This window comes from Mesorhizobium sp. HAY1-8B (genome assembly GCF_056868045.1).
This window is the reverse complement of record NZ_CP200321.1, coordinates 5,821,058-5,842,705: the sequence shown is the minus strand read 5'-3', so window position 1 is coordinate 5,842,705 and position 21,648 is coordinate 5,821,058. Positions and strand designations below refer to the sequence as shown.

25 protein-coding genes are annotated in these 21,648 nt (G+C 64.4%); 16 read left to right on the top strand and 9 right to left on the bottom strand.

Annotated features, from left to right (window positions below; all coding sequences use genetic code 11):
• The first annotated feature begins 209 nt into the window (after positions 1 to 209).
• The 8 genes from AC1VON_RS28080 (at position 210) to AC1VON_RS28045 (ending at position 6,279) form a co-directional block, all read left to right on the top strand.
• Positions 210 to 677, top strand: a complete 468-nt coding sequence (locus AC1VON_RS28080; RefSeq protein WP_483125597.1) for a GNAT family N-acetyltransferase — start codon at positions 210 to 212, stop codon at positions 675 to 677.
• Between the two features lie 26 nt (positions 678 to 703).
• Positions 704 to 1,087: an ACT domain-containing protein gene (locus AC1VON_RS28075; protein WP_483125596.1), complete on the top strand. Its 384-nt coding sequence runs from the start codon at positions 704 to 706 to the stop codon at positions 1,085 to 1,087.
• A 179-nt stretch (positions 1,088 to 1,266) separates the two neighbouring features.
• A complete protein-coding gene (locus AC1VON_RS28070; protein WP_172349357.1) occupies positions 1,267 to 2,700 on the top strand; it encodes an aldehyde dehydrogenase family protein in 1,434 nt (477 codons plus the stop codon).
• Between the two features lie 186 nt (positions 2,701 to 2,886).
• The gene (locus AC1VON_RS28065) at positions 2,887 to 3,297 is read left to right on the top strand and encodes an MbcA/ParS/Xre antitoxin family protein (RefSeq protein ID WP_140611808.1); all 411 of its coding nucleotides are present in this window, start codon (positions 2,887 to 2,889) and stop codon (positions 3,295 to 3,297) included.
• Complete coding sequence (locus tag AC1VON_RS28060; protein WP_483125595.1) at positions 3,291 to 3,989, top strand: RES family NAD+ phosphorylase; 699 nt, start codon at positions 3,291 to 3,293, stop codon at positions 3,987 to 3,989. The genes AC1VON_RS28065 and AC1VON_RS28060 overlap by 7 nt, the downstream gene beginning before the upstream one ends.
• Positions 3,990 to 4,159: 170 nt before the next feature.
• Entirely contained in the window at positions 4,160 to 4,450 is a 291-nt protein-coding gene (locus AC1VON_RS28055; protein WP_483125594.1) for an ArsR/SmtB family transcription factor, read from the top strand.
• A 44-nt stretch (positions 4,451 to 4,494) separates the two neighbouring features.
• On the top strand, positions 4,495 to 5,610 hold the full coding sequence (locus tag AC1VON_RS28050) for an alkene reductase (RefSeq protein WP_483125593.1): 1,116 nt from the start codon (positions 4,495 to 4,497) through the stop codon (positions 5,608 to 5,610).
• Positions 5,611 to 5,874: 264 nt separating this feature from the next.
• A complete protein-coding gene (locus tag AC1VON_RS28045) occupies positions 5,875 to 6,279 on the top strand; it encodes a DUF6314 family protein (protein WP_483125592.1) in 405 nt (134 codons plus the stop codon).
• Positions 6,280 to 6,282: 3 nt separating this feature from the next.
• Here AC1VON_RS28045 and AC1VON_RS28040 read toward each other — a convergent pair whose 3' ends face one another.
• Positions 6,283 to 7,158 carry a LysR substrate-binding domain-containing protein gene (locus AC1VON_RS28040; RefSeq protein ID WP_483125591.1) on the bottom strand — a complete coding sequence of 292 codons (876 nt, stop codon included), beginning with the start codon at positions 7,156 to 7,158 and terminating at the stop codon, positions 6,283 to 6,285.
• Positions 7,159 to 7,308: 150 nt separating this feature from the next.
• Between AC1VON_RS28040 and AC1VON_RS28035 the strand changes: the two genes are divergently transcribed.
• Positions 7,309 to 7,503 (top strand): hypothetical protein, encoded by a 195-nt coding sequence (locus AC1VON_RS28035; RefSeq protein ID WP_483125590.1) that lies wholly within the window; start codon positions 7,309 to 7,311, stop codon positions 7,501 to 7,503.
• Positions 7,504 to 7,524: 21 nt separating this feature from the next.
• Positions 7,525 to 8,274, top strand: coding sequence for a sulfite exporter TauE/SafE family protein (locus AC1VON_RS28030; RefSeq protein ID WP_483125589.1), 750 nt, complete (start codon positions 7,525 to 7,527; stop codon positions 8,272 to 8,274).
• An 18-nt stretch (positions 8,275 to 8,292) separates the two neighbouring features.
• Here the strand turns inward: AC1VON_RS28030 and AC1VON_RS28025 are convergent, their stop codons facing one another.
• Together AC1VON_RS28025 and AC1VON_RS28020 are read right to left on the bottom strand one after the other, a co-directional pair.
• Complete coding sequence (locus tag AC1VON_RS28025) at positions 8,293 to 8,742, bottom strand: universal stress protein (RefSeq protein WP_140774137.1); 450 nt, start codon at positions 8,740 to 8,742, stop codon at positions 8,293 to 8,295.
• Between the two features lie 282 nt (positions 8,743 to 9,024).
• On the bottom strand, positions 9,025 to 10,557 hold the full coding sequence (locus tag AC1VON_RS28020) for an alkaline phosphatase family protein (RefSeq protein WP_483125588.1): 1,533 nt from the start codon (positions 10,555 to 10,557) through the stop codon (positions 9,025 to 9,027).
• Positions 10,558 to 10,786: 229 nt separating this feature from the next.
• Between AC1VON_RS28020 and AC1VON_RS28015 the strand changes: the two genes are divergently transcribed.
• Positions 10,787 to 11,368: a histidine phosphatase family protein gene (locus AC1VON_RS28015; RefSeq protein WP_483125587.1), complete on the top strand. Its 582-nt coding sequence runs from the start codon at positions 10,787 to 10,789 to the stop codon at positions 11,366 to 11,368.
• 158 nt (positions 11,369 to 11,526) lie between these two features.
• On the opposite strand, the gene AC1VON_RS28010 is transcribed toward AC1VON_RS28015, so the two are convergent.
• Positions 11,527 to 11,928: a VOC family protein gene (locus AC1VON_RS28010; RefSeq protein WP_475459295.1), complete on the bottom strand. Its 402-nt coding sequence runs from the start codon at positions 11,926 to 11,928 to the stop codon at positions 11,527 to 11,529.
• A gap of 97 nt (positions 11,929 to 12,025) precedes the next feature.
• Complete coding sequence (locus AC1VON_RS28005; RefSeq protein WP_483125586.1) at positions 12,026 to 12,241, bottom strand: hypothetical protein; 216 nt, start codon at positions 12,239 to 12,241, stop codon at positions 12,026 to 12,028.
• 224 nt (positions 12,242 to 12,465) lie between these two features.
• Here AC1VON_RS28005 and AC1VON_RS28000 point away from each other — a divergent pair, with 224 nt between their 5' ends.
• Entirely contained in the window at positions 12,466 to 12,879 is a 414-nt protein-coding gene (locus AC1VON_RS28000; protein WP_483125585.1) for a hypothetical protein, read from the top strand.
• A 73-nt stretch (positions 12,880 to 12,952) separates the two neighbouring features.
• Positions 12,953 to 13,360, top strand: coding sequence for a hypothetical protein (locus AC1VON_RS27995; protein ID WP_172349368.1), 408 nt, complete (start codon positions 12,953 to 12,955; stop codon positions 13,358 to 13,360).
• Between the two features lie 25 nt (positions 13,361 to 13,385).
• Here the strand turns inward: AC1VON_RS27995 and AC1VON_RS27990 are convergent, their stop codons facing one another.
• Positions 13,386 to 14,141, bottom strand: a complete 756-nt coding sequence (locus tag AC1VON_RS27990; RefSeq protein WP_483125584.1) for a pseudouridine synthase — start codon at positions 14,139 to 14,141, stop codon at positions 13,386 to 13,388.
• Positions 14,142 to 14,497: 356 nt separating this feature from the next.
• Here AC1VON_RS27990 and AC1VON_RS27985 point away from each other — a divergent pair, with 356 nt between their 5' ends.
• The 3 genes from AC1VON_RS27985 to AC1VON_RS27975 all read left to right on the top strand — a co-directional run bounded on the left by AC1VON_RS27985 (position 14,498) and on the right by AC1VON_RS27975 (position 19,172).
• Positions 14,498 to 15,334, top strand: coding sequence for a universal stress protein (locus AC1VON_RS27985; RefSeq protein ID WP_172349370.1), 837 nt, complete (start codon positions 14,498 to 14,500; stop codon positions 15,332 to 15,334).
• Between the two features lie 102 nt (positions 15,335 to 15,436).
• Positions 15,437 to 17,998, top strand: coding sequence for a cation-translocating P-type ATPase (locus AC1VON_RS27980; protein ID WP_483125583.1), 2,562 nt, complete (start codon positions 15,437 to 15,439; stop codon positions 17,996 to 17,998).
• 46 nt (positions 17,999 to 18,044) lie between these two features.
• Entirely contained in the window at positions 18,045 to 19,172 is a 1,128-nt protein-coding gene (locus AC1VON_RS27975) for an AI-2E family transporter (RefSeq protein WP_483125582.1), read from the top strand.
• A 24-nt stretch (positions 19,173 to 19,196) separates the two neighbouring features.
• Here the strand turns inward: AC1VON_RS27975 and AC1VON_RS27970 are convergent, their stop codons facing one another.
• The 3 genes from AC1VON_RS27970 to AC1VON_RS27960 form a co-directional block, all read right to left on the bottom strand.
• Positions 19,197 to 19,892, bottom strand: a complete 696-nt coding sequence (locus tag AC1VON_RS27970; protein ID WP_172349372.1) for a VIT1/CCC1 transporter family protein — start codon at positions 19,890 to 19,892, stop codon at positions 19,197 to 19,199.
• Positions 19,889 to 20,293 (bottom strand): OsmC family protein, encoded by a 405-nt coding sequence (locus AC1VON_RS27965; protein ID WP_091584909.1) that lies wholly within the window; start codon positions 20,291 to 20,293, stop codon positions 19,889 to 19,891. The genes AC1VON_RS27970 and AC1VON_RS27965 overlap by 4 nt, the downstream gene beginning before the upstream one ends.
• A gap of 165 nt (positions 20,294 to 20,458) precedes the next feature.
• Positions 20,459 to 21,646, bottom strand: a complete 1,188-nt coding sequence (locus AC1VON_RS27960) for an efflux RND transporter periplasmic adaptor subunit (RefSeq protein WP_483125581.1) — start codon at positions 21,644 to 21,646, stop codon at positions 20,459 to 20,461.
• Positions 21,647 to 21,648: the final 2 nt, after the last annotated feature.

The window sequence follows — 21,648 nt, the reverse complement described above, 5'->3', positions numbered from 1 at the left end:
ACATTCGGCCAGTCTTGACAGCGCCGCCCTTCCTGTTCCAGCTTGGCCCCATGTTCGCCCTCGCGCCCACCAACACCCAGCGACGCCGCCGCACCACACGGAGCGGCAAGCTGATTGCGCGACGACGAAGGCCGGCAGGATAGATCCGGTTCGTTCGTTTCCAGCCCCGCCCGCGACAACGCCGGCGGGGTTTTCATGTCTGGAGTCTTGTGATGACGAATAATTCCATCCGGTTTCGGCCGGCCGAGCCCGCTGACGCCGCCGCGATCAGGGACATCGTGCGATCAGCCTATGCCAAATGGGTGCCGGTGATCGGCCGCGAGCCGCTGCCCATGCGCGCCGATTACGACAAGGCCGTTGCCGAGCATCCGTTCGATCTTGCAATCGCGGACGGCCGCGTCGTCGGCATGATCGAAACCGTGCTGGCCGACGACCACCTGTGGATCGAGAATGTCTGCGTGGCGCCACGGGCGCAGGGCAGGGGCATCGGCCGGCTGTTGCTGGAGCGGGCCGAACAGAAGGCGCTCGAAGCCGGTCGCCCGGAGCTGCGCCTGCTGACCAATGGTGCTTTCGCCGCCAATGTGTCGTTGTACAAATGGCACGGCTATGTGATCGACCGGGAGGAGCCATTCATGGGCGGCATGACGGTCTATATGAGCAAGAAATTGATACGATAGCGGCGATCGGAAGAACGAGACCGACAATGGCTGCCAGGATCAAATTGAAGCAACTTCCCGGGCTTTACGTGATCTCGCGGCTCGATGCGGGCGACGGCATTCCCGCTTGGGCGGACGGACCGGGCTTCGTCAGCATCACCAGGACCGACGACGAGCTCTCGGTCGTCTGCCTGCAAGATCGCGTTCCGGACAGTGTCAGGCAGGACGGCGAATGGGTCGCCCTCAAATTGCAGGGGCCCTTTGCTTTCGACGAAACCGGCATCGTGTTGTCGGTCATCCGGCCGCTGTCGGAAAACGGGCTGGGCATCTTCGTGGTATCCACCTTCGACGGCGATCATCTGCTGGTGAAAGCGGCGGATCAGGAAGCGGCGAGACGGCTGTTGGGCGAGGCGGGACATACGCTGCTGTAATTCATCCCGACCTCTGCCATCGAAAGCGGTCAGGTCCGCTGGGCCAAAGCGTCTGGCTCAATCACTGGCGTGCTGGCTCAACCGCTTCGGGGTTGCGTTTGACAGCGGCGTTTGTGCATCGTTATCTCTAGCTGGATATCACGGCCGGAACGGCCCTGCGGCACCCCCAAGGAGAAACCATGTCACACAATCTGCAGTTCTATATCGACGGCGCGTGGGTCGATCCTGTCGTGCCCAAGACGCTCGATGTCATCGATCCCTCGAACGAGGATGCCTTCGCGCAGATCTCGCTCGGCTCCAAGGCCGATGTCGACAAGGCGGTGGCCGCCGCCAAGCGGGCCTTCAATACATTCGGCTTCACCTCGGTCGAAGAGCGGCTCGACATCCTGAACCGCGTCATCGAGGTCTACAAGAAGCGCTCCAAGGACCTGGCGCTCGCCGTATCGCGCGAGATGGGCGCGCCGCGCCAGATGGCGCTCGACAGCCAGGTTGGCGTTGGCCTTGCACATCTGCAGAAGATGGCCGAGACGCTGAAGACCTTCCAGTTTCGCCACGTCAAGGGCAGCGCGCTGATCGTCAAGGAGCCGATCGGCGTCGTCGGCCTGATCACGCCGTGGAACTGGCCGCTGAACCAGATCACCTGCAAGGTCGGCCCCGCGCTCGCCGCAGGCTGCACCATGGTGCTGAAGCCGTCCGAAATCGCGCCGCTCGACGCCATCATCTTCGCCGAGATCATCGACGAGGCGGGCGTGCCGAAGGGCGTGTTCAATCTCGTCAACGGCGATGGCCCTGGCGTTGGCCAGGCACTGTCCAGCCACCCCGACGTGGACATGATGTCGTTCACCGGTTCGACCCGGGCCGGCATATTGGTGGCCAAGGCCGCCGCCGACACGGTCAAGCGCGTGCACCAGGAGCTTGGCGGCAAGTCGGCCAACATCCTGTTTCCGGATGTCGATCTCGCCACCGCGGTCACCAAGGGCGTCGCCGGCTGCTTCGGCAACAGCGGCCAGTCCTGCAACGCGCCGACCCGCATGTTCGTGCCGCGCGAGCGTCACGACGAGGCGGCGGGCTATGCCAAGGCGGCAGCCGAAAAGTTCGTGGTCGGCCCGGCCGACGGCGCCAACACCAAGCTTGGCCCCGTCGTCAGCCAGGTCCAGTTCGACAAGATCCAGGACCTGATCCAGAGCGGCATCGACGAGGGCGCGACGCTGGTCGCCGGCGGCCCCGGCCGCCCGGCCGAACTCAACCGCGGCTACTATATCAGGCCGACCGTGTTCGCCGACGTCACCCACGACATGCGCATCGCGCGCGAAGAGATCTTCGGGCCGGTGCTGGCGATCCTGCCCTATGACACGGTCGAACAGGCGGTCGAGCAGGCCAACGACACCGTCTACGGCCTTGCCTCCTACATCCAGGCCAAGGACATCCAGAAGGCCCGCGACGTGGCGGCGCGCATGCGTTCCGGCAACGTCTACATCAACTACCCGACCTGGGACGCCGGCCTGCCCTTCGGCGGCTACAAGCAGTCGGGCAATGGCCGCGAATACGCCGAATACGGGCTTGAGGATTTCCTCGAGATCAAGGGCATCGCGGGGTACGAGGCGGCGGAATAACGCCGAGCCAGCGCGCCGCTCATGCGGCGCGCTGACCTTCCTACATGGTGCGGTGGAGTTGATTGCCGTGGCAATTTAGGTTCTCGTCACGCGTTCGAAACGAAGCGATTGCGTGGCGTATCTCTGTCTTCTTCTTGCCAATTGGCAAATGCATGCTATATCTCTGCCAATAGCAGGGTGAGCAACATGCAGCTTCAGTCTATCGTCACAACGCCGGCCACGGTCGGCAGCGCCATCTCGGACGAGGAGGCGGGCGCCCTGGCGCGCACCACGGTCAATCTGTTCAAAGCGTGGAACCTGACCGATCTGGAGGCCTGCATCCTGCTCGGCGGGATGTCCGCACGCACCTGGGCACGCTGGAAGGAAGGCGGCATCGGGCGGATCGACCGCGACCTGCGCACCCGCATGGCGCATCTGATGGGCATCCACAAGGGCCTGCGCTATCTCTTCACCGAGCCGGCGCGCGGTTATGCCTGGATCCGCAAGCCCAATGCCACTTTCGGCGGCCAGTCGGCGCTCGACCTGATGCTGCGCGGCGAAATCTCCGACCTTGCCGCCATGCGCGAATGGCTCGATGCGGAGCGTGGTGCATGGTGAGTGGGTTCGCGGTCCGGCGCCGCGTCCACTGGCACCAGACTTTTCGCATCATCCGCTCCATCCATCCGCCGATCGACCTGTTCGAGGACATCGCCGATCCGCGCGACTGGGAGGCGCTGGCGTCCGTCGAGGAGAAGACCAACCCGCGCATCAGGCTGGAGATCGGCGACCTCGGCAAGGTGGCGGCGGCAAGGCGGGTGACCGGGCCCGGCGCCAGCTTCGTCATGGCGCCTTTCGTGCATTGTTCGACGCTGCGGCCCGGGCGCTTCTCCGATGGCAGCTACGGCCTCTATTATGCCGGCGACAGCGAGGATGTGGCGCTGGCCGAAACCATCCACCATCACCAGAATTTCATGCGCGCCACCAAGGAGGATCCGGGCTGGACGGCTGACTTTCGCGTGCTGATCGGCAGCGTCGACCGTGACCTCGATGACGTCAACGCCGTGCCCGGCGTGCTCGACCCGGACGATTACACCGCCTCGCAGGCGGAAGGGCAGGCGCTGCGGGCGCAAGGCAGCGACGGGCTGGTGTGGAACAGCGTGCGCATGCCGGACGGGCAATGCATCGGCATTTTCTGGCCCGACGTCATTCCGGTCCCGGTGCAGGGCCGGCACTACAGCTACCACTGGGATGGCAAGCGTGTGGATTTCGTGCGCCAGCACGATACGGGCAAGGTGCTGGCGGTCACCTGACGGGATGGCGGCGCGTTCGCCGCGGCGGCCGGCGCCCGGCGGCGCCATTTCCGGTTTCGTGCCCTGGCCGGAGATCAACATGCTGTGATTGCAGCAAATAATGGCATGGATTTCCTGCCATATCGCCTCCACCCGATCTATATATCGGTCGAGATCGATGCGAGGTGAAGATGGACCGCGACATCATATTGAAGGCGCTGGCGCATCCGGTTCGACGCGATGTCCTGGCGTGGCTGAAGGAGCCTGAAAAGCACTTCACCGCGCAGGAGCATCCGCTGGAAATGGGCGTCTGCGCCAGCCAGTTCGAACGTTGCGGCCTGGCGCAGTCCACCGTGTCGACGCATCTGGCGACGCTCGCGTCGGCCGGCCTCGTCACCACGCGGCGGGTCGGCCAATGGGTGTTCTACAAGCGCAACGAAGAAACCATCGCCGCCTTTCAGGCCGCCTTGTCCGATCTCTGACGATCCTCCCCGCTTCCTCCCCGAATGCATGAAAGGCATTTCTCATGGCTACCCTTTTTGATCCCCTGCGGGTCGGCGACCTGGCGCTGGCGAACCGCATCGTCATGGCGCCGCTGACGCGCAATCGCTCGCCCAATGCGGTGCCCGGCGACCTGTCGGTGACCTACTACAGCCAGCGCGCCACGGCCGGGCTGATCGTGACGGAGGCCACCGCCATCAGCCATCAGGGCCAGGGGTACGCCGACGTGCCCGGCCTCTATGGCGCGGATCAGCTTGCCGGCTGGAAGCGCGTCACCGATGCCGTCCATAGAGCCGGCGGCAAGATCGTGGTCCAGCTCTGGCATGTCGGACGCATCTCGCACACTGCGTTGCAGCCCGGCGGCGGCAAACCGGTGGCGCCGTCCGCGATCAGGGCGAACTCCAAGACTTTCCTGGTCAAGCCCGATGGCAGCGGTGAGTTCGTCGAGACTTCCGAGCCGCGCGCGCTCGATGCGGCCGAACTCCCCGGCATCGTCGATGATTTTCGCCGTGCCGCCAAGGCGGCGATCGAGGTGGCGGGTTTTGACGGCGTCGAGATCCATGGCGCCAATGGCTATCTCATCGACCAGTTCCTGCGCTCCGGCACCAACCATCGCACCGATGATTATGGCGGCTCCATCGAGAACCGGACGCGGTTCCTGTTCGAGGTGGTCGACGCGGTGACGGGCGCTGTCGGTGCCGGCAGGACCGGGATCAGGCTGTCGCCGGTGACGCCCGCCAACGACACTTCGGACGCCGATCCGCAGCCGCTTTTCAACCATGCGGTGGCAGGCCTGGGCGGCCGCGGCCTGGCCTATGTCCATATCGTCGAAGGCGCGACCGGCGGCGCGCGCGATTTCAGCCAGGGCGACAAGCCGTTCGACTACGAACAACTCAAGGCCAGCTATCGCAAGGCCGGCGGCACAGGCGCCTGGCTGGTGAACAATGGCTACGACAAGGAGTTGGCCGAAAAGGCCATCGCCGACGGCTATGCCGACCTTGTCGCGTTCGGCAAGCTGTTCATCGCCAATCCCGACCTCGTCAGCCGGCTGAAGCGAAATGCCGAACTGAACACCCCTGACAAGGCGACGTTCTATGGCGGTGATGCCAAGGGCTATACGGACTATCCGACGGCGGCCTGAGCCGCCCGTCGGGACGGCCTTTCGCCGGCCCACGACGGAAGAGCGGCCGGCTCCCCATGCGGGGGGCCGGTCAGCCATCGCGCTGATGCGCGACCGGACGACCATTTGGCCGAGAGCCACGGGCATTGAGTTGGGCCTGGCTTGGCCGGATTTCTTTTTTACGGTGACTTGCGAAGATCAAGAATTTGTCTGATCAGTCGGCATAGTGCCCTGTCGCATTTGACCAGAGAACCACGGTTGATCCCTGTGACGAGGAGGGGAGCAATGGCAGACCACCTCGTCGGCGACTGGAAAGTCCGCCGCACCATGATCGATTTCCTGACCGGTGCGACCCACCGCTTCGCCGGCGACGCCGTGGTCACGGCCGATGCCTTCACCGAGCATGGAACCATGCGGATCGGCTCCAACGAAATGCCGGCAAGCCGGCGCTACCGGCTCGAGCAGCGCGACCGTTCGATGCGCATCCTCCATGCCGACGGTCGCGACTTCATCGAGCTTGGGCCGGAGGCGGCGCAGACCGTCCGCCATCTCTGCGGCGCCGATGTCTATGTCGGGCGCTTCTTCTTTCGCGGACAGGACGAATGGGTGGAGGTCTGGCGGGTCAAAGGGCCGCGCAAGAACTATGCGAGCCTTGGGCGGTTCTTTCGCATCGACAACGCCGGTCCATAGTCCTCAGGCCAGCGCCGCCGCCAGCAGTTTCGCTTGCGGTGTCAGTTGGCCGAAGCTGCGGGCGCAGAGATTGAGCTGGCGCGTCGCCCAGTCGTCGGTCAGCCGCAGGCTGCGTAGCCGGCGGGCCGAACGGCGCGCGGCGCTTTCGGGCACGATGGCGATGCCGGCGCCTTGCGCGACCAGCCGGCAGACATTGTCGAGGCCGGGCACGCGGATGCGAATATGCAGGTGGCCGCCAAGACGGGCGGCCTGGCGGGTGATGTGCTCCTGCAGCGCGTGGCCGAGGCCGAGGCCGACAAAGGATTCGCCCAGGATGCCGGCGAGGCTGACGGCATGCACGCCGGGGAGCCCGGGCCAGTCGCGCGCGGCGATCACCATCAGCCGGTCGATGAAGAACGGTTTCTGCTCGAGATGCGACAGGCCGGCCCATGTCGCGGCGATGCCGAGATCGGCCGCACCGCTGGCCACCGCCTCGGCGATCTCATGGCTGGGGCGTTCATCGAGATCGACGTCGATGCCGGAATGCGCCACCAGGAAGGCCGGCAGGATGTCGCGCAGCAGCTCGGCCGTGGCGGCGGTGTTGGCGATCAGCCGCACGCGCGCCCGCAGGCCGCCGGCATAGGCGCCGAGGTCGCCGGCCATCGCCTCGATCTGGTTCTGCACGGCGCGCGCATGATGCAGCAGCGCGTGGCCGGCCGCCGTCGGCACCACGCCACGGCGGCGGCGCTCCAAAAGCGGTGCACCGAGCCGCTCCTCCATGCCCTTGATGCGGGCACTCGCCGAAGCCAGCGCCAGCCCGGCGAGTTCGGCGCCATGGGTGATGCTGCCGCGCTCGGCAACCAGCAGGAACAGCCGGAGATCGGTGAGGTCGAAGCGCATCCTTTTGTTCCCTGCAAGACAGTCTGACGGTTCGGAAAGTCGGCTGACCCCCCGACGATCAGCCTTCGCCACAGCCGAAGGCTGGCAGCGCAACTTCCACATTGTGCGCGGTCCATGTGTCAGTCAAATCATTCGCCATGGAGATGTGCGATGAGTGACAGGATCTCAGGCCGGCAAGGCATCCTTGAAAGCGCGGCGATCGTGCTGGCGGTCGCGGTTGCCTCGCTTGCCGTGGCGCAGGCGCAGTCTGGTTTGCGGGGATGCGCGGCATCAGCCGGCAGCCGCGATGCCGCGCCAAGACCCGGCCTTGATGCCGACGCGACGGACATGCTGCCGCATGACTGATCCCGTGGAGACGGTGCGGCCGTGCTGAGCGCCGGCGTCATCGCGTGGATCGCCGCCGTCTTCCTCGCCGCCGGCTTCGTCAAGGGCGTTGTCGGCATGGGGCTGCCGACCGTGGCGATGGGGCTGCTGGCGGTAACCATGCCGCCGGCCGAGGCCGCCGCCCTGCTGTTGATTCCGTCGCTGGTCACCAATCTCTGGCAGTTGTTCACCGGTCCTTCCTTCGGCGGGCTCATCAGGCGGCTGTGGACGATGATGGCGGGTATCGTGCTTGGCACGGTCGCCGGGGCGGGGGTGCTCACCGGCGCACATTCGGGCGCTGCCTCGGCAGGGCTCGGCGCTGCGCTGGTGCTCTATGCCCTGCTCGGCCTGTTCAAGTTCGGGGTCATTGCGCCGGCGCGCCACGAGGCCTTGATGTCACCGCTGGTCGGCGTGGCGACAGGGCTGGTCACCGGCGCCACCGGCGTCTTCGTCATTCCGGCGGTGCCCTATCTGCAATCGCTGCGGCTGGAGAAGGAAGACCTGATCCAGGCGCTCGGCCTGTCCTTCACCATATCGACGGTTGCGCTTGCCATCGGCTTGCTCCGGACAGGCGCCCTGGCGTCGCCGGCGACGCAACTGACGGGCTCGGTCCTGACGCTGGCGCCGGCACTGGCCGGCATGTTCATCGGCCAGGCACTGCGCCGGACAATGAGCGTCGAGACTTTCCGCACGGTGTTCCTGATCGGCCTGCTGGTGCTGGGCGCCTACCTCGCGGGGGAGGCGCTGCACTAGCCGCGCTTGCGGCGCGCCCTATCGAACGACCAGCACCGGGATTGCGGTGTAGGACAGCACTTCCGCCGTCTGGCTGCCCAGAAGCAGCTTGCCCAGTCCGCGGCGGCCATGCGAGGCCATCACGATCAGGTCGCAGCCCAGCGCCTGCGACAGTTCCAGGATCGCCTCGGCGGGCCTTTTGTCCTCGACATGGACCACCTCGGCGGAGACGCCGGCCGCATCGGCCGAAGCCTTGCACTTGGCCAGAACCTCCTTGCCGTATTTGCGCGATTCTTCCTGGTAGACGGCCAGTTCATCGCCGGCGGCGTAGCCGGCCATGGCGCCGCCCCAGGCGAAGATCGGGAATTGTTCCGAGACGGTGACGAAGGTGACGGCGGCGCCGATGCCCTTGGCCAATGTGAGGCCATGGGCGACGCCCTTGTCCGCCAGTTCCGATCCGTCGGTGGCGATGAGCAGATGTTTGTACATGGTGATCTGACCTGTTGTGCAAGGGCCGATGCCCTTGGGGTGGCGGGAGCCTTGGTGCGGCTTACCCTGATATAGTTGCGCGGCGGGCCTCCTCACAGGGCCAGCTTTATGTGGATCAGGGCCAGGCGAGGAGGGTGGGACCTGAAACCGGCGTCAGGCCGGTCCGATGGAGCCTGCTATTGGCGATGCGGCCGCCTTTCCGCAAACAATGCCGGTCCCAAACAACTGGCCGCCGGGCATGCCCGGCGGCCAATTGTGAAACCGTATGATCCCGTTCCAGGCTTAGAACGGCATCGCCGGCAGCTCCTGGGTGCCTTCGAGCTTCACGGCCTGGAGTTCGTTGGCGTCATAGCCAAGGGCCCGCAGGATGGTGGGCGCTACCTGCGTCGTCTGCACCAGGGCTGGCACCGACCTCGGCTTGAGCGAAGGACCGCTGATGAGGAGCGCCACGTTGCGATCATTCGCATTGGCGCCACCATGCTCGGCAATCTTCGAACCAGATGTGTAGACCACGCCCGGATTGACCGTGGCTATGAAGTCCGGCGTACGGCTGTCGGTGGCCGGATCCTGATAGGCGAGAGCCAGCGCATTCGGCGGCTGGATCTGGGCGATGCCTTCGGCCTTGCTCGATTTCTCGAGATAATCCCGCGCCGCCGCGAGGTTCTTCACCCTGTCTTGCGGCTTGAGCCAGATCAGCGCGGCGTCGTCGGCGATGTGGAAGGCGTAGCCTGGTGTCTTCGTGTATGGATCATCGTCCAGCGGCTGGAACGTCGCCGGGTCGATGGGCGACTGGCCATGCTTCGAGGCCAGTATGATCAGGGTCGAACTGGCGAGATGGTTGTCCTTGAGTGCCGCCATCAATTCGCCGAGGGCGCCGTCGACATAGGCGAGTTGCCCCGCAAGACCATTGCTCGGCGCGCCGCTGGCATCCAGATAGCCGCCGACCAGACCGGCCTCGTCGCCGGGACCGGCCTTGGGAAGCTTCTGCCCCACGCTGACCGCCTGGAAATTCATGCCGAAAAGCGCGGGAACCGCAACGTGATGCGCGCCGGTGCTGTCGAGGCCCTTGATTTCGTTGATCACCGCCTGGACCCGCGCTTCGTCAAAGTCACGTTCGGCCTTGAAGCTGCCCGTCGTCTTGACCTTCGTGCCGGGGATCAGGCTGTCCTGTTCCAACGCGTAGAGGTCGTCGACGCCTTTGCCCGAAGGTCCGTTCAGCCATTCGTAGGCCGGGTGCTTGTCGGACCAGGCTGTGCGGCCACCATGAGCTTTCACGATCTCGAAGACGTTGTTGACCCGCACGAAATCATGCGGATAGACCACCGAGCACTTGCCGTTGATCAGCGTCATCGGCAGCTTTGCCGGGTCGATCTGGCTGCGGAAATCGCCCGGCTTGCCGCCACCATCAAGGCGCTTCGAATCGACGTCGATGTTCTCGGCGAAGGCCACTTCGGCACCCGGCTCGCCCTTGCAATCCGAGGCCGGCGCGAAATAGGTGCGGTCGTAGCTGTCGTCGTAGAACACGCCCGTCGATTTGGGCGTGCCGCCGGTCACCTGTGCGACAAAGCCAGGGAACGAGTCGGACGGGGCGCTGGTCAGCGCGTTGGGATAGAAAATCCCCGTATGGGCGAGCGTGGCGAACGCGCTTTTCGGATTTGCGGCGACATAGTTTGCCAGATCGAGTGCATGGAGCCCGTCGATACTGATGAGCAGTACGTGCTTGTAGGGTGCGGCGTTGGCGCTGGAAACAGACAGCGCGCCCGCCAACGCCGTCGTAAGCGTGCCGGCGGCCAGCGCCAGAGATAGCATTTTCATTGAAGTGTCCCTCATGTCGCGGCCCGCGATGGATCAGAAATAGGCGCGATGGATCAAGGATAGGTGCGGGCACATGACAGGTTCATGAAACTCGTTGGCAAAGGACCTTACGGATTGGTAAGGCGGCCAGCCCCCGGCTGGAGGTCCGGCCGGGACCGTTAGCCGCCGGGTCTTTCGCTGTGTTGTGCCGACCGCTACAGCTTGGCCTGACATCAACGAAAGGCAGCCCATGAGCAACGCGTATCCGCAAATCCATCTGGTCCGGCATGGCGAGACGGCGTGGAGCCTTTCGGGGCAGCATACCGGACGCACCGACATGCCGCTGACGCCGGCCGGCGAAGCGGCCGCGCGTGGCGTGGCGGAGCGGCTCAAGGGCCTGTCGTTCTCGGCCGTCTGGTCGAGCCCCTCGCAGCGCGCCTACAACACCAGCGTGCTTGCCGGCTTTGGCGCGACAAGCGTCAGAAACGATGATCTGCAGGAGTGGGACTACGGCGCCTATGAGGGGCGCACCACCAAGGAGATCCTGGCCGAGCGGCCGGGCTGGACCGTGTTTCGCGACGGCTGCCCGCAAGGCGAGACGGCGGCCGATGTCGGCGCCCGCGCCGACAGGATCATCAGACAGCTTCGTGAAGCCGGCGGCTCGATCCTGATCTTTTCCAGCGCGCATTTCCTGCGCGTGCTCGCCGCCCGCTGGCTCGGCCTGCCGCCGGAAGGCGGCGCGCTGTTCGTGCTCGATACGGCCAGCATCAGCGTGCTCGGCTATGAGCATGACCTCAGCGAGCCGGTGGTGCGCAGGTGGAACCTGAAGTAGCGGCGGCAGCGGCGCTCGCTCGGCACGGACGCCTCCTCGAGTTCGTCGTCCCAGGGCGAAGCAGGAGCGAAGCTCCGTCGCGGAGACCCTGGGATGACGAACGCGGGGAGGCTCCGGCTAATTCCCGATGCCTGGCGCTGAACCGCACGGCTCGCTCCCTATTTATCGAACTTCCGGATCGCCTCTGCGCTCACGGGCGTGAAGAAGTTCACCAGGTTGCCGTCGGGGTCGCGGAACAGCAGCGAGCGGTTGCCCCAGGGCATGGTGGTCGGCTGCTGCACGGTCACGTTCCTGATCAAGTCGGACAGCCTGGCGAATTCGGCATCGACGTCGCCGACGCGGAATTCGAGGATGGCGGTGTGGTTGTCGGCGGGGCGGGCAATATCGCCGCCGAACAGCATCAAGGTGCGGGTGCTGCCGATCGCCAGCGTGCAGGAAGGCGTCGCCAGTTCGGCGAAGTCCTCCGTGTAGACCGTCACCGGCATGCCGGTGATCTCGCCGTAGAAGCGCACGAGGCGCTGAACGTCAGATGTGATGATGCGGACAGAGACGAAATTCATCGCAGGGCTCCTTGATCGTCGAAGCCGCGGCCGGGCTCCCAGCCTCTCTATAGGCCAGGCCTCCTGCCAGCTTTCTGTCAGGAGAGAGATGTAAGCTTCACGCTTCCGGTTCGGACCAGCTCCCCTGCACCACGGGCGGCAGGCCGAAGGCGGCGAACAGCCCTGCCGCGAGCGGGCCGACATAGATCGTCAGCGAGGCGATGCCGCCAGCGGCCGGCTCGATGACGTGCAGCGAGTGCGCGCGCCATTCCGGGTCCTGGTGGCGCCGCGCATGGATCGCCACGGCGGGCTGGCGGTCGGCCCGCGTGGCCACGGCGCGGTAGCCGGCCCTGCAGAACAGGAACGAGGCCCTGACGTCCGTCCCCCAATTCGACGGAAGTCTTCCCAGCCCTGTCCTGGATGGGTGCCGACGGAGCTTGTCTCGATCCTGTGCCGATAACCATGAATTGATGGATGCGACTGCTTCCGTGATTGGCCGCTTTCCTGTGGCTGTCATAAAACGGTCGGTGGGAGAATTCACGGGTTGGGGGAGCTGGCATGAATTGCCGCGCGACAAGTGTCATATCGGGGCTTGCGCTTCTGGGATTTACGGCCTTTCCGGCGGCTGCCTACACCCGCTCATCCACCTACCAGAAGACTGCGCTTTCGGGCCAGGAGATCTATGTCTTCGGTGGTACGACCCTGAACCCGGACTGTTCCAGCGCCGGCAAGGACGACGTGCGAGTGGTTTCCGGCCCGAGCCATGGAAATGTGAAACTCGTTCACGGCAAGGTGCATCCGTCTTATTCCAAATCGAACGAGCGTTCGAAATGCAATGCCCGCATGGTGGATGGCGTCAAGGCGCTTTACCGGTCGAAATCCGGATTCACGGGTTGGGACCAGGTCACGTTCTCGGTCCACACCTATGAGGGCAATGCCTTCAGATTTGTCGCCAACATCAAGGTCGAGTAGCGGGAAAGCGGTGCCGCAATCGCCCGCCTCTCGGCCGGGGGGAGACTTCATGCAGCCAGGAGATCGCTGAAAAATGGTGCATAAAACGGCAGGCTTCGTCGCGGCATTGACGGTTCTGGGATTGGCGGCCTGGCCGGCGGCCGCGGGGACGGAGAGCTATCGAAAGACGGCGCTGTCCGGACAGGAGATCTATATCCTCAGGGATGTGAGCCTCAACGAGGACTGTTCGAGCGCGGGCGCCAACGATGTCAGGGTCATCGCCGGCCCAAGCCACGGCAAGGTCAGGCTTGTGCACGCAAAGCTCTATTCCGGTTTCCCAAAATCGAATGAGCGCTGGAAATGCAACACGCACAAGGTCAACGGCATCAAGGGGCTCTACCGGTCGAATCCCGGGTTCAAGGGACACGACGAGGTCACGTTTTCGACCCATACCTATATGGGAAATGCCCATAAGACGGTCGTGAGCATCGACGTCGAATAGCGCTTCGCGCGCGCAACCTCGGTGCTCAGCCCGCCAGCAGCGCCAGCTCCTCCGGCGTCAGATGCCGCGCCGAGCCCTTGGCGAGGTCGCCCAGCGGCAGCCGGCCGATGGCGATGCGGATGAGGCGCTTGACCTCGATGCCGTGCGCGGCGAGCAGCCGGCGGATGTGGCGGTTGCGGCCTTCGTCGAGCACGATCTCCAGCCAGGCGGTGCGGCCGCCGCTGCGCAAAAGCGCGATCGAATTGGCGGTCAGGGTCTCGCCGTCGACGGTGACGCCCGCGCGGAGTTTGCCCAGCATCCCGGTATCGGGCACCGTGCCGATCTGCACATGATAGGTCTTGGGCAGATGCGAGGCCGGGTCCATCAGCCGGTTGGCGAAGTGCGTGTCGTTGGTCATCAACAGCAGGCCTTCGCTCGCCTTGTCGAGGCGGCCGACCGGCGAGACGAAGGGCAGGTCGAGCCCTTCGAGGCAAGCATAGACGGTGTCGCGCTGTTGCGGGTCGTCGCGTGTGGTCACCAGCCCGCGCGGTTTGTTGAGCATGACATAGACCTTGTGCTCGGCAACCACCTTTTCGCCATCGACGACGATGCGGTCGCGGTTCAGGTCGACGCGCAGCGCGGCATCGCGCACCACCTTGCCGCCGACACGCACACGGCCCTCGGCAATCAGCAGCTCGGCCTGCGTGCGCGAGCACAGGCCAAGCTTCGACAGCGCGCGATTGAGGCTGACGCCCGGCGACTTGCCGGCGGGTGGTTTCCCGGTGGGTGGTCGTGCTGCCATGCTGCCGCGGGTCTGTCCGTTGAACCGGACAGATGGCACGGGTGATACCGGCATCGCAAGCGGCCGGCTGGCCCGCCGCTTACACCGCCATTGCGACCAGCGCGCCGATATCGGCGGTGAGCACCATGGCGAAGGCACTTCGCTGGTTGGCGAACAGATTATAGTGAAGGCCACGTCGCCTGTTCATGGCGATCCAACGGAGCCCGATTTTGGGGGCATCGCTGGCGGATGCGCTGCGAGGCAATCATCGGAGGCTCAGCATCTGGAGGTTTTGCGTTGAATCAAAGCCTGACCCATCCATTGGGTTAAAGATGCCGTTGGCCATCTGGCCGCCGATGGAATAGAGGCGAAATCCGATGAAACTCATGGCATGTCTGGCGCTGGCTACATATCCCGAAGCGAATACGGCGAAGGTCGCCTCGAATGCAGTGGCGCTCGCCAGGCAGGTGGGGGCAGCGCTTCATGCGGTCGTTGTCGATGTCGACATTCCCGACGTTTCGAACGCGCTTTCGAGCTATCTGCTCGATCTTCCAAGCAAGATTCGAGAGGTCGAGGCGACCAGCCGCAAGTGCGGCAAGATCTTGCTGGAGGCGGTTGCCAAGGAGGCCTCACAGGGCGCGGTGACCCTGACCACGCAGGAGATCGCGGCGCCCCCGGCCCTGATGGGTGATGCTGCCGCGGAACAAAGCCGCTATTTCGATCTCTCACTGGTCGGCCTGGCCGCGGACAATCCGACGGCGCGCATGACTGCCGAGGCCATACTGTTCGGCGCAGGCCGGCCGACGCTCCTTTTTCCCGAAGCGACGGATGTTGGTGTGCTCGACCATGTCGTCATCGCCTGGGATGGAAGCCGCGTGGCGGCACGGGCCGTCGCCGACGCGCGGCCGTTCCTGGAACGCGCCGCCAGGATCACGGTCATCAGCGTGGTCGACGAAAAGCCGCTTCCCGGAAAGGACATCGGCGAACGCCTTGCCGAGGGCCTGCGGATGCGGGGACTGACCGTCGAAAGCGCTGCGATCCGAGCGGGCGACCGTTCGATAGGCGCCGCTCTCCAGGAGCATGCCGTCAAGATTGGTGGCAAGCTGCTGGTCATGGGTGGATACGGTCATTCGCGGGTCAGGGACTTCGTGCTCGGCGGCGCAACCGAGGGTGTTCTTGCGGATTTGCGGCTCCCCATCCTCCTGTCACACTGAGCCCTCTACCTCGCTTCATGATGGTCCTTTATCAGCGCCGCGAAGCAGTTAGGTCCTTCCACGAGCCAACTTGCGTCGAACAGGCCATCAAGGATAGCTGACATGGCCGAGGTGCCGACAGATCCCTTTCCAGGCCTTTCGGAGGCCGAGGCGCAAGCCAGGCTTGCCGCCGAAGGGTACAACGAACTGCCGAGGTCCAACCAACGCACGCCGTTGCGGATTGCCTTCGAGGTCATTCGCGAGCCTATGCTGGCGCTCCTGCTTGGCGGCGGCGTTGTCTATCTCATTCTGGGCAATCTGGAGGAAGCGCTGATCCTGCTGGCCTTTGCCACGATGTCAATCGGCATAACCATCATACAGGAGACACGCACCGAGCGTGTCCTGGAAGCGCTGCGTGATCTAACCAGCCCTCGCGCCCTGGTCATACGCGGTGGTGAACGCAAGCGCATTGCCGGTCGCGAGGTTGTTCGGGGGGATCTCGTCGTGCTCGGCGAGGGTGACCGGGTACCGGCCGATGCCAGGCTTCTCCAGAGCCAGGATCTGCAGAGCGACGAATCCCTGCTCACCGGCGAATCCGTACCGGTCCGAAAGATTGCCGCCGACGGCGCCCCGCCACTGAGCGAATGCCGACCAGGCGGTGACGACCTGCCTTTCATATTCTCGGGTTCGCTGATCGTTCGCGGTTCAGGCATGGGCGAAGTCCTGGCGACGGGGCCACGAAGTGAAATCGGCAAGATAGGGCACTCGCTGAGTTCAATGGAGACGGAACCGCCGCGATTGCAGGCACAGATGCGGCGCGTCGTACGCATTTTCGCAATGGTCGGTGGCGCGGTCAGCCTCGTCGCGGTCCTGCTTTATGGGCTTCTGCGGGGCGGATGGCTTGACGCCGTGCTCGCGGGCATCGCGCTCGGCATGTCGATGCTGCCGGAAGAGTTTCCCGTCGTGCTGACGATCTTCATGGCCATGGGTGCGTGGCGCATATCGCAGGCGCGCGTCCTGACCCGCAGGGCCGCCGCGATCGAAACGCTTGGCTCGGCGACGATCCTCTGCACCGACAAGACAGGCACGCTCACCGAGAACCGGATGACGATTGCCGAACTTCGGTCGGCGGATGGAATGTCGTTTCGGATGGCGGACAAGCCGGGCACCGACCTGCCGGCGGCATTCGCCGATCTGGTCGAGACGGGTGTGCTTGCCAGCGCCCAGATTCCTTTCGACCCCATGGAGATCGCATTTCACAAACTCGGCAAGGAACGGCTGTCCGAGCACAGGATTCTGGACAAACCGGGTTGGGAACTGGTCCACGCATATCCGCTTCGACCCGGACTGCTGGCGATGTCGAATGTCTGGCAATCGACACGTGGCGATGGCAATTCGCTGGTTGCGGCAAAAGGCGCGCCAGAGGCGATCGGGGCGCTGTGCCATCTGAACGCAAGGGACTTCAAGGCCCTGAAGAGCTCGGTCGAGGCCATGGCGGCCGAGGGGCTGCGTGTGCTCGGCGTGGCCCACGGGTCTCATCGCGGCACCGACTTGCCGAAGACGCAACACGATTTCAAATTCGAATTTCTCGGGCTGGTCGGCCTGACGGACCCCCTGCGCGCGCGCGTTCCCGAAGCCGTGAGCGACTGCCGTTCCGCCGGCATCAGGGTGATGATGATCACCGGCGACTACCCGGCAACCGCCAAAATGATCGCGCGCCAGGCGGGCCTCGATGCCGAAAGCGTGGTGACCGGCAGTGAGATGCAAGCGCTCAGTGACGACGAGCTGGCACTGCGTGTGAAAAGTGCGACCGTGTTCGCGCGCATCATGCCCGAACAGAAACTTCGCATCGTCAGCGCGCTGAAGTCGAGCGGTGAAATCGTCGCCATGACTGGGGACGGGGTCAATGACGCGCCGTCCCTCAAGGCAGCCAATATCGGGATTGCCATGGGTGGCCGCGGCACCGACGTCGCGCGCGAGGCGTCGTCGATCGTGCTGCTCGACGACGATTTCGGTTCGATCGTCAAAGCCGTTCGGCTTGGCCGCCGCATCTTCGACAATCTGCGCAAGGCCATGGGGTTCATCTTCGCGGTCCATGTGCCGATCGCGGGTCTCTCGCTGCTGCCGTTGCTGTTTGGCCTGCCGATCCTGTTCGGGCCGATACATATCGCCTTTCTGGAGATGGTGATCGATCCGGTGTGCTCGCTGGTCTTCGAGGCTGAAAGCGAAGAAGACGATGTCATGCGCCGTCCGCCTCGCAATCCGGACTCGCCACTGTTCTCCGGGGCGTTGATCGGGTGGGGACTGATCCAGGGGGCGCTCGCCTTCGCGCTTCTCGCGGCCATTTACCTTGTCGCCCTGAGACAGGGCATGGCTGAGAACGAAGTCCGCGCCCTGATTTTTTTCTCGCTGGTGCTGACAATCGTGGGGCTGATTTTTGTCAACCGCTCCTTCAGCGCGTCGCTCTTGACCGCGCTCATCAGGCCGAACCGGTCGCTCATGATCGTTGTCGTGGCCGTTGCTTCAATGCTGGGCGGTACCCTTCTGTGGCCGTTTGCCACCAGTCTCTTCCGCTTCGGACCGCTACACCTCGACGATCTGGTGGTAACGCTTGCCGCGGGATCCGCCGTGCTGGCATGCTTGGAGTTGCTGAAGCCATTCTGGGGGGAGCGGCTGAAGGCCTAGCCGCGGATTCAATGAGCCGATCCACGAGTCGTCGGTTGGAGAAGAGTTGGATGTCAACAAGGGTTGGATACGTGAAGGAAATCCCCGGACGAACCGTTTCGGTGCTGGCAAGATGAACGCCGACAATCCACGAGTTCGTGGAAGCCATGTGGGCACACTTGTACTGGCCGCCGCCGCGATCGGCGGGATTGTCGTCTGCGTGCTTTTGGCCGAGCCATTCTTGGGCGCGATCACATGGGCGTTGGCCCTGGCAATCCTCTTTGTCCGTTTCCATGCCTGGATCGAGACGAAGTTGAAACACCCCAACGTTGCGGCGATGGTTTCGGTCTTGACGATAGTACTGCTCGTCGTTGTCCCGGCGGCTTTCCTGGTAGAGCGCTTGGTGGAGGAAGCTGCTTCCGGGGCAGCCTCCGTCCGAACCCGGGTGGCCGATGGAGAGCTCCAACGTCTCCTGGACGCCCATCCCGGCATCGCACCCATTGGAAGGTGGATCAATCAACAGATCGATCTGCCGTCGATTATGGCGAGCCTCGCAACATGGCTGAGCAACGCCGGTGCGACGTTCGTCAAGGGTTCCGTGTTGCAGGTGGCGGAAGTCCTCCTGACGTTCTACATGCTGTTCTATTTCTTGCGTGATCGGAACGCAATCGCGCGCCTGTTTCGCGATTGGATACCGCTGGAGAACGCAGACACCGAGCGACTGTTTCAGCGGGTGTTCGATACCGTCCATGCCACGGTATACGGGACGCTCGCCGTGGCGGCAGTTCAGGGTTCCTTGGGCGGGCTGATGTTCTGGATCCTCGGGTTGCCGACGCCCCTTCTTTGGGGCGTGGTGATGAGTCTGCTTTCCGTCGTGCCAGTGTTGGGTTCGTTCGTCGTGTGGATACCGGCAGCAATCCTCCTCTTGCTTGATGGTGATTGGGGCAAGGCCCTAATCCTCTCGGGCTGGGGCGGTATTGTTGTAGGCGGCATCGACAACGTCCTTCGTCCGATGTTGGTCGGAAACCAGCTGAGGCTTCACACAATTCCCGCTTTCATATCGATGATAGGTGGGCTCGCCCTGTTCGGGGCTCCAGGATTCATACTGGGACCCCTGGCTGTCACGGTGACGATGCTGCTCATCGAGGTATGGGCCGCGCGCGATAAGATCAGCAGCGGCAAGAAACAGGAATGACCTCTGGATCTTGGGGTCGGGCGTCTACACCGCGGTGCCGACCAGCGCGCCGATGCCCGCGGTGAGCGCCATGGCGAAGGCGCCCCAGAAGGTGACGCGCAGCGTTGCGCGAAGGATGTTGGCGCCGCCCGCCCTGGCGCCGATGGCGCCCAGCAAGGCAAGGAAGAGCAGGGACGCAAGCGAGACCGCCAGCACCAGCATGGAGGCCGGCGCGACCAGCACCATGAGCAGCGGCATCGCCGCGCCCACGCTGAAGGTCGCCGCGGAGGTCAGCGCCGCCTGGATCGGCCGCGCCGTGGTCATTTCCGAAATGCCGAGTTCGTCATGGGCATGCGCGGCCAGCGCGTCCCTGGCCATCAGCTGATCGGCGACCTGCCGCGCCAGGCCCTTATCGAGCCCGCGCTTGACGTAGATGTTGGCGAGTTCCTCGCGCTCGAATTCCGGCTGCGTCCTGAGTTCCTCGCGCTCCCGGGCGAGGTCGGCATTCTCGGTGTCCGATTGGGAGCTGACCGAGACATATTCGCCGGCAGCCATCGACATGGCGCCGGCGACCAGCCCGGCTATCCCGGCGACCAGAACCTGCGAAGTCGGCGCGGCGGCCGACGCCACGCCGACGATCAGGCTCGCGGTCGAGACGATCCCGTCATTGGCTCCCAGCACGGCGGCGCGCAGCCAGCCGATGCGCGACACGAGGTGGTTTTCGACATGCAGGCGGCTCATGCTTTTCTCCTGATCGTGCCTTCGAGTTTGGTGGCGGCGGCGACTGTGTTGGAAATCGTGCCGTACTTGCGGACGTTCTTGTGCAGCAGCTCCAGCCGCTGGTCGGTTTCATCGGTGTCTACGACAAGCTCGTAGTCGATCGAGGCAATCCCCGGCGGGCTGTCGCGCCGAACGGCATGCAACGCGACCCTGACGCCGCGCAGCTTGAAACCGAGCATCGGGGTGACGCGCTCGATGCCCTTGATCATGCAGGCGGCGATCGCCGCCAGAAGCAGTTCGGCCGGATTGAAGGCATCGGCCCGGCCCTCGAGACAGGTGTCGAGAACAAGCGTGGCGTTCTTGGTGGTGGCCACGCTGCCTCGTGCATCGGTCCGTCTGGCTTCAACGCTGTATTCGAACATGGTGCTGCTTGCCTTGTCTGCCCTGTCACCTCGTTGAAGTGAACCCTTTTAGCACCGCATCGGGAGTATGATCTTGATCCACGTCAGGTCCGGATTGGATGTTAAAGCGCTGACGAGGGCCAGCCATGATCCTGCGGCGGCGAAATGGCGTGCGGCTGATTGCCCTTACTGGAGCTTGACCTTGCGCCCCTCCGCAAGGCTAGCAGGTGGATAGACGACGACGATCTCGCCAGGGTGCAAGCCCTGCGCAACGGCGGCGATGCGAGCCGATAGGCGCGCAACCTGGATTTCTCGGAGATGAACGCGGTCGGCCTCGACAACGAAGACGCTCCAGGCATCGCCGCGCCGGAACAGGGCTCCGATCGGCACGACGATTGCCTGGTCGTTCTCGTCGACCACGATCTTGACCTCGACGCGGTAGCCATCCCCCAAGCTGGCCCACGTCTCTCGTGGCGAGGTTATGTCGACGATGACCCAGACGCGCTGTTCCTCGACGCCGAGCGCCGATATTTTGGTGAAGCCGGAGGGCTCGACACGCCGCACGGCCCCATGCAAATCCGTGGGGCCGCCCCAGCGCTCGATGATCACCTTGTCGCCCTCCCTTATTCGGGCGGCATCGGTCGTCAAAACGTCGACGGCAATTTCGAGATCGCCAGGATCACCCAACTCGAGCAACGGGGCTGCCTGCGCGACAATGGTCTCGCTCTCCTGCATGACCCTGAGAACGCGGCCGTCGATGGGGGAGGATACCGGGAAACTCTCGCTGGCCTCGGAATTGTCGGCGGAGTTCAGTGCCGCGCGCGCCTGTTCCAGAAGATGGGTGGCCGCGTGCCAGCGCCGCTCGGCGGCATCGGTTTGTCGCTGCGTGGAGCGGAACAGGAATTCCTCGCGCTCCAGTTGAGCCGCCGCCGCCACCTTGCGCTTGACGAGCTCTCTCGTGCGTTCGAGATCGGCACTGGCTTGGGCCAGCAGCACCTTGGCCTGCTCGTGAAGCGATGCCGTCTCCTCGACTGCCGCCTCGGCGGCTCCGACCTGGGCCTCGAGCTCCAGCCGCACGCGGGGGTCGAGAAGCGGCGAAACTGGCGGCGTAATGGTCGCCAGCTTTTGTCCCGTCCGCACGGTATCGCCGGCCTTGAGTGCCAACCTCTGGATCCGCCCGGACAAAGGCGCCGAAACCAGGTAGCGATCCCGCACGCGCGTGCGTCCGTCCTCTTCAACAATGTCCTGGAAGCGCGAGGTCATCACCTCGGCGGTTTCGACAAGGATCGGTTGCGGCATCAGGAGCCAGTAGAAACCCAGTGCCGCAAGCGCCAGCCCCAGTGCGCCCACGATCGAAATTGTTCGACGCTTCATGT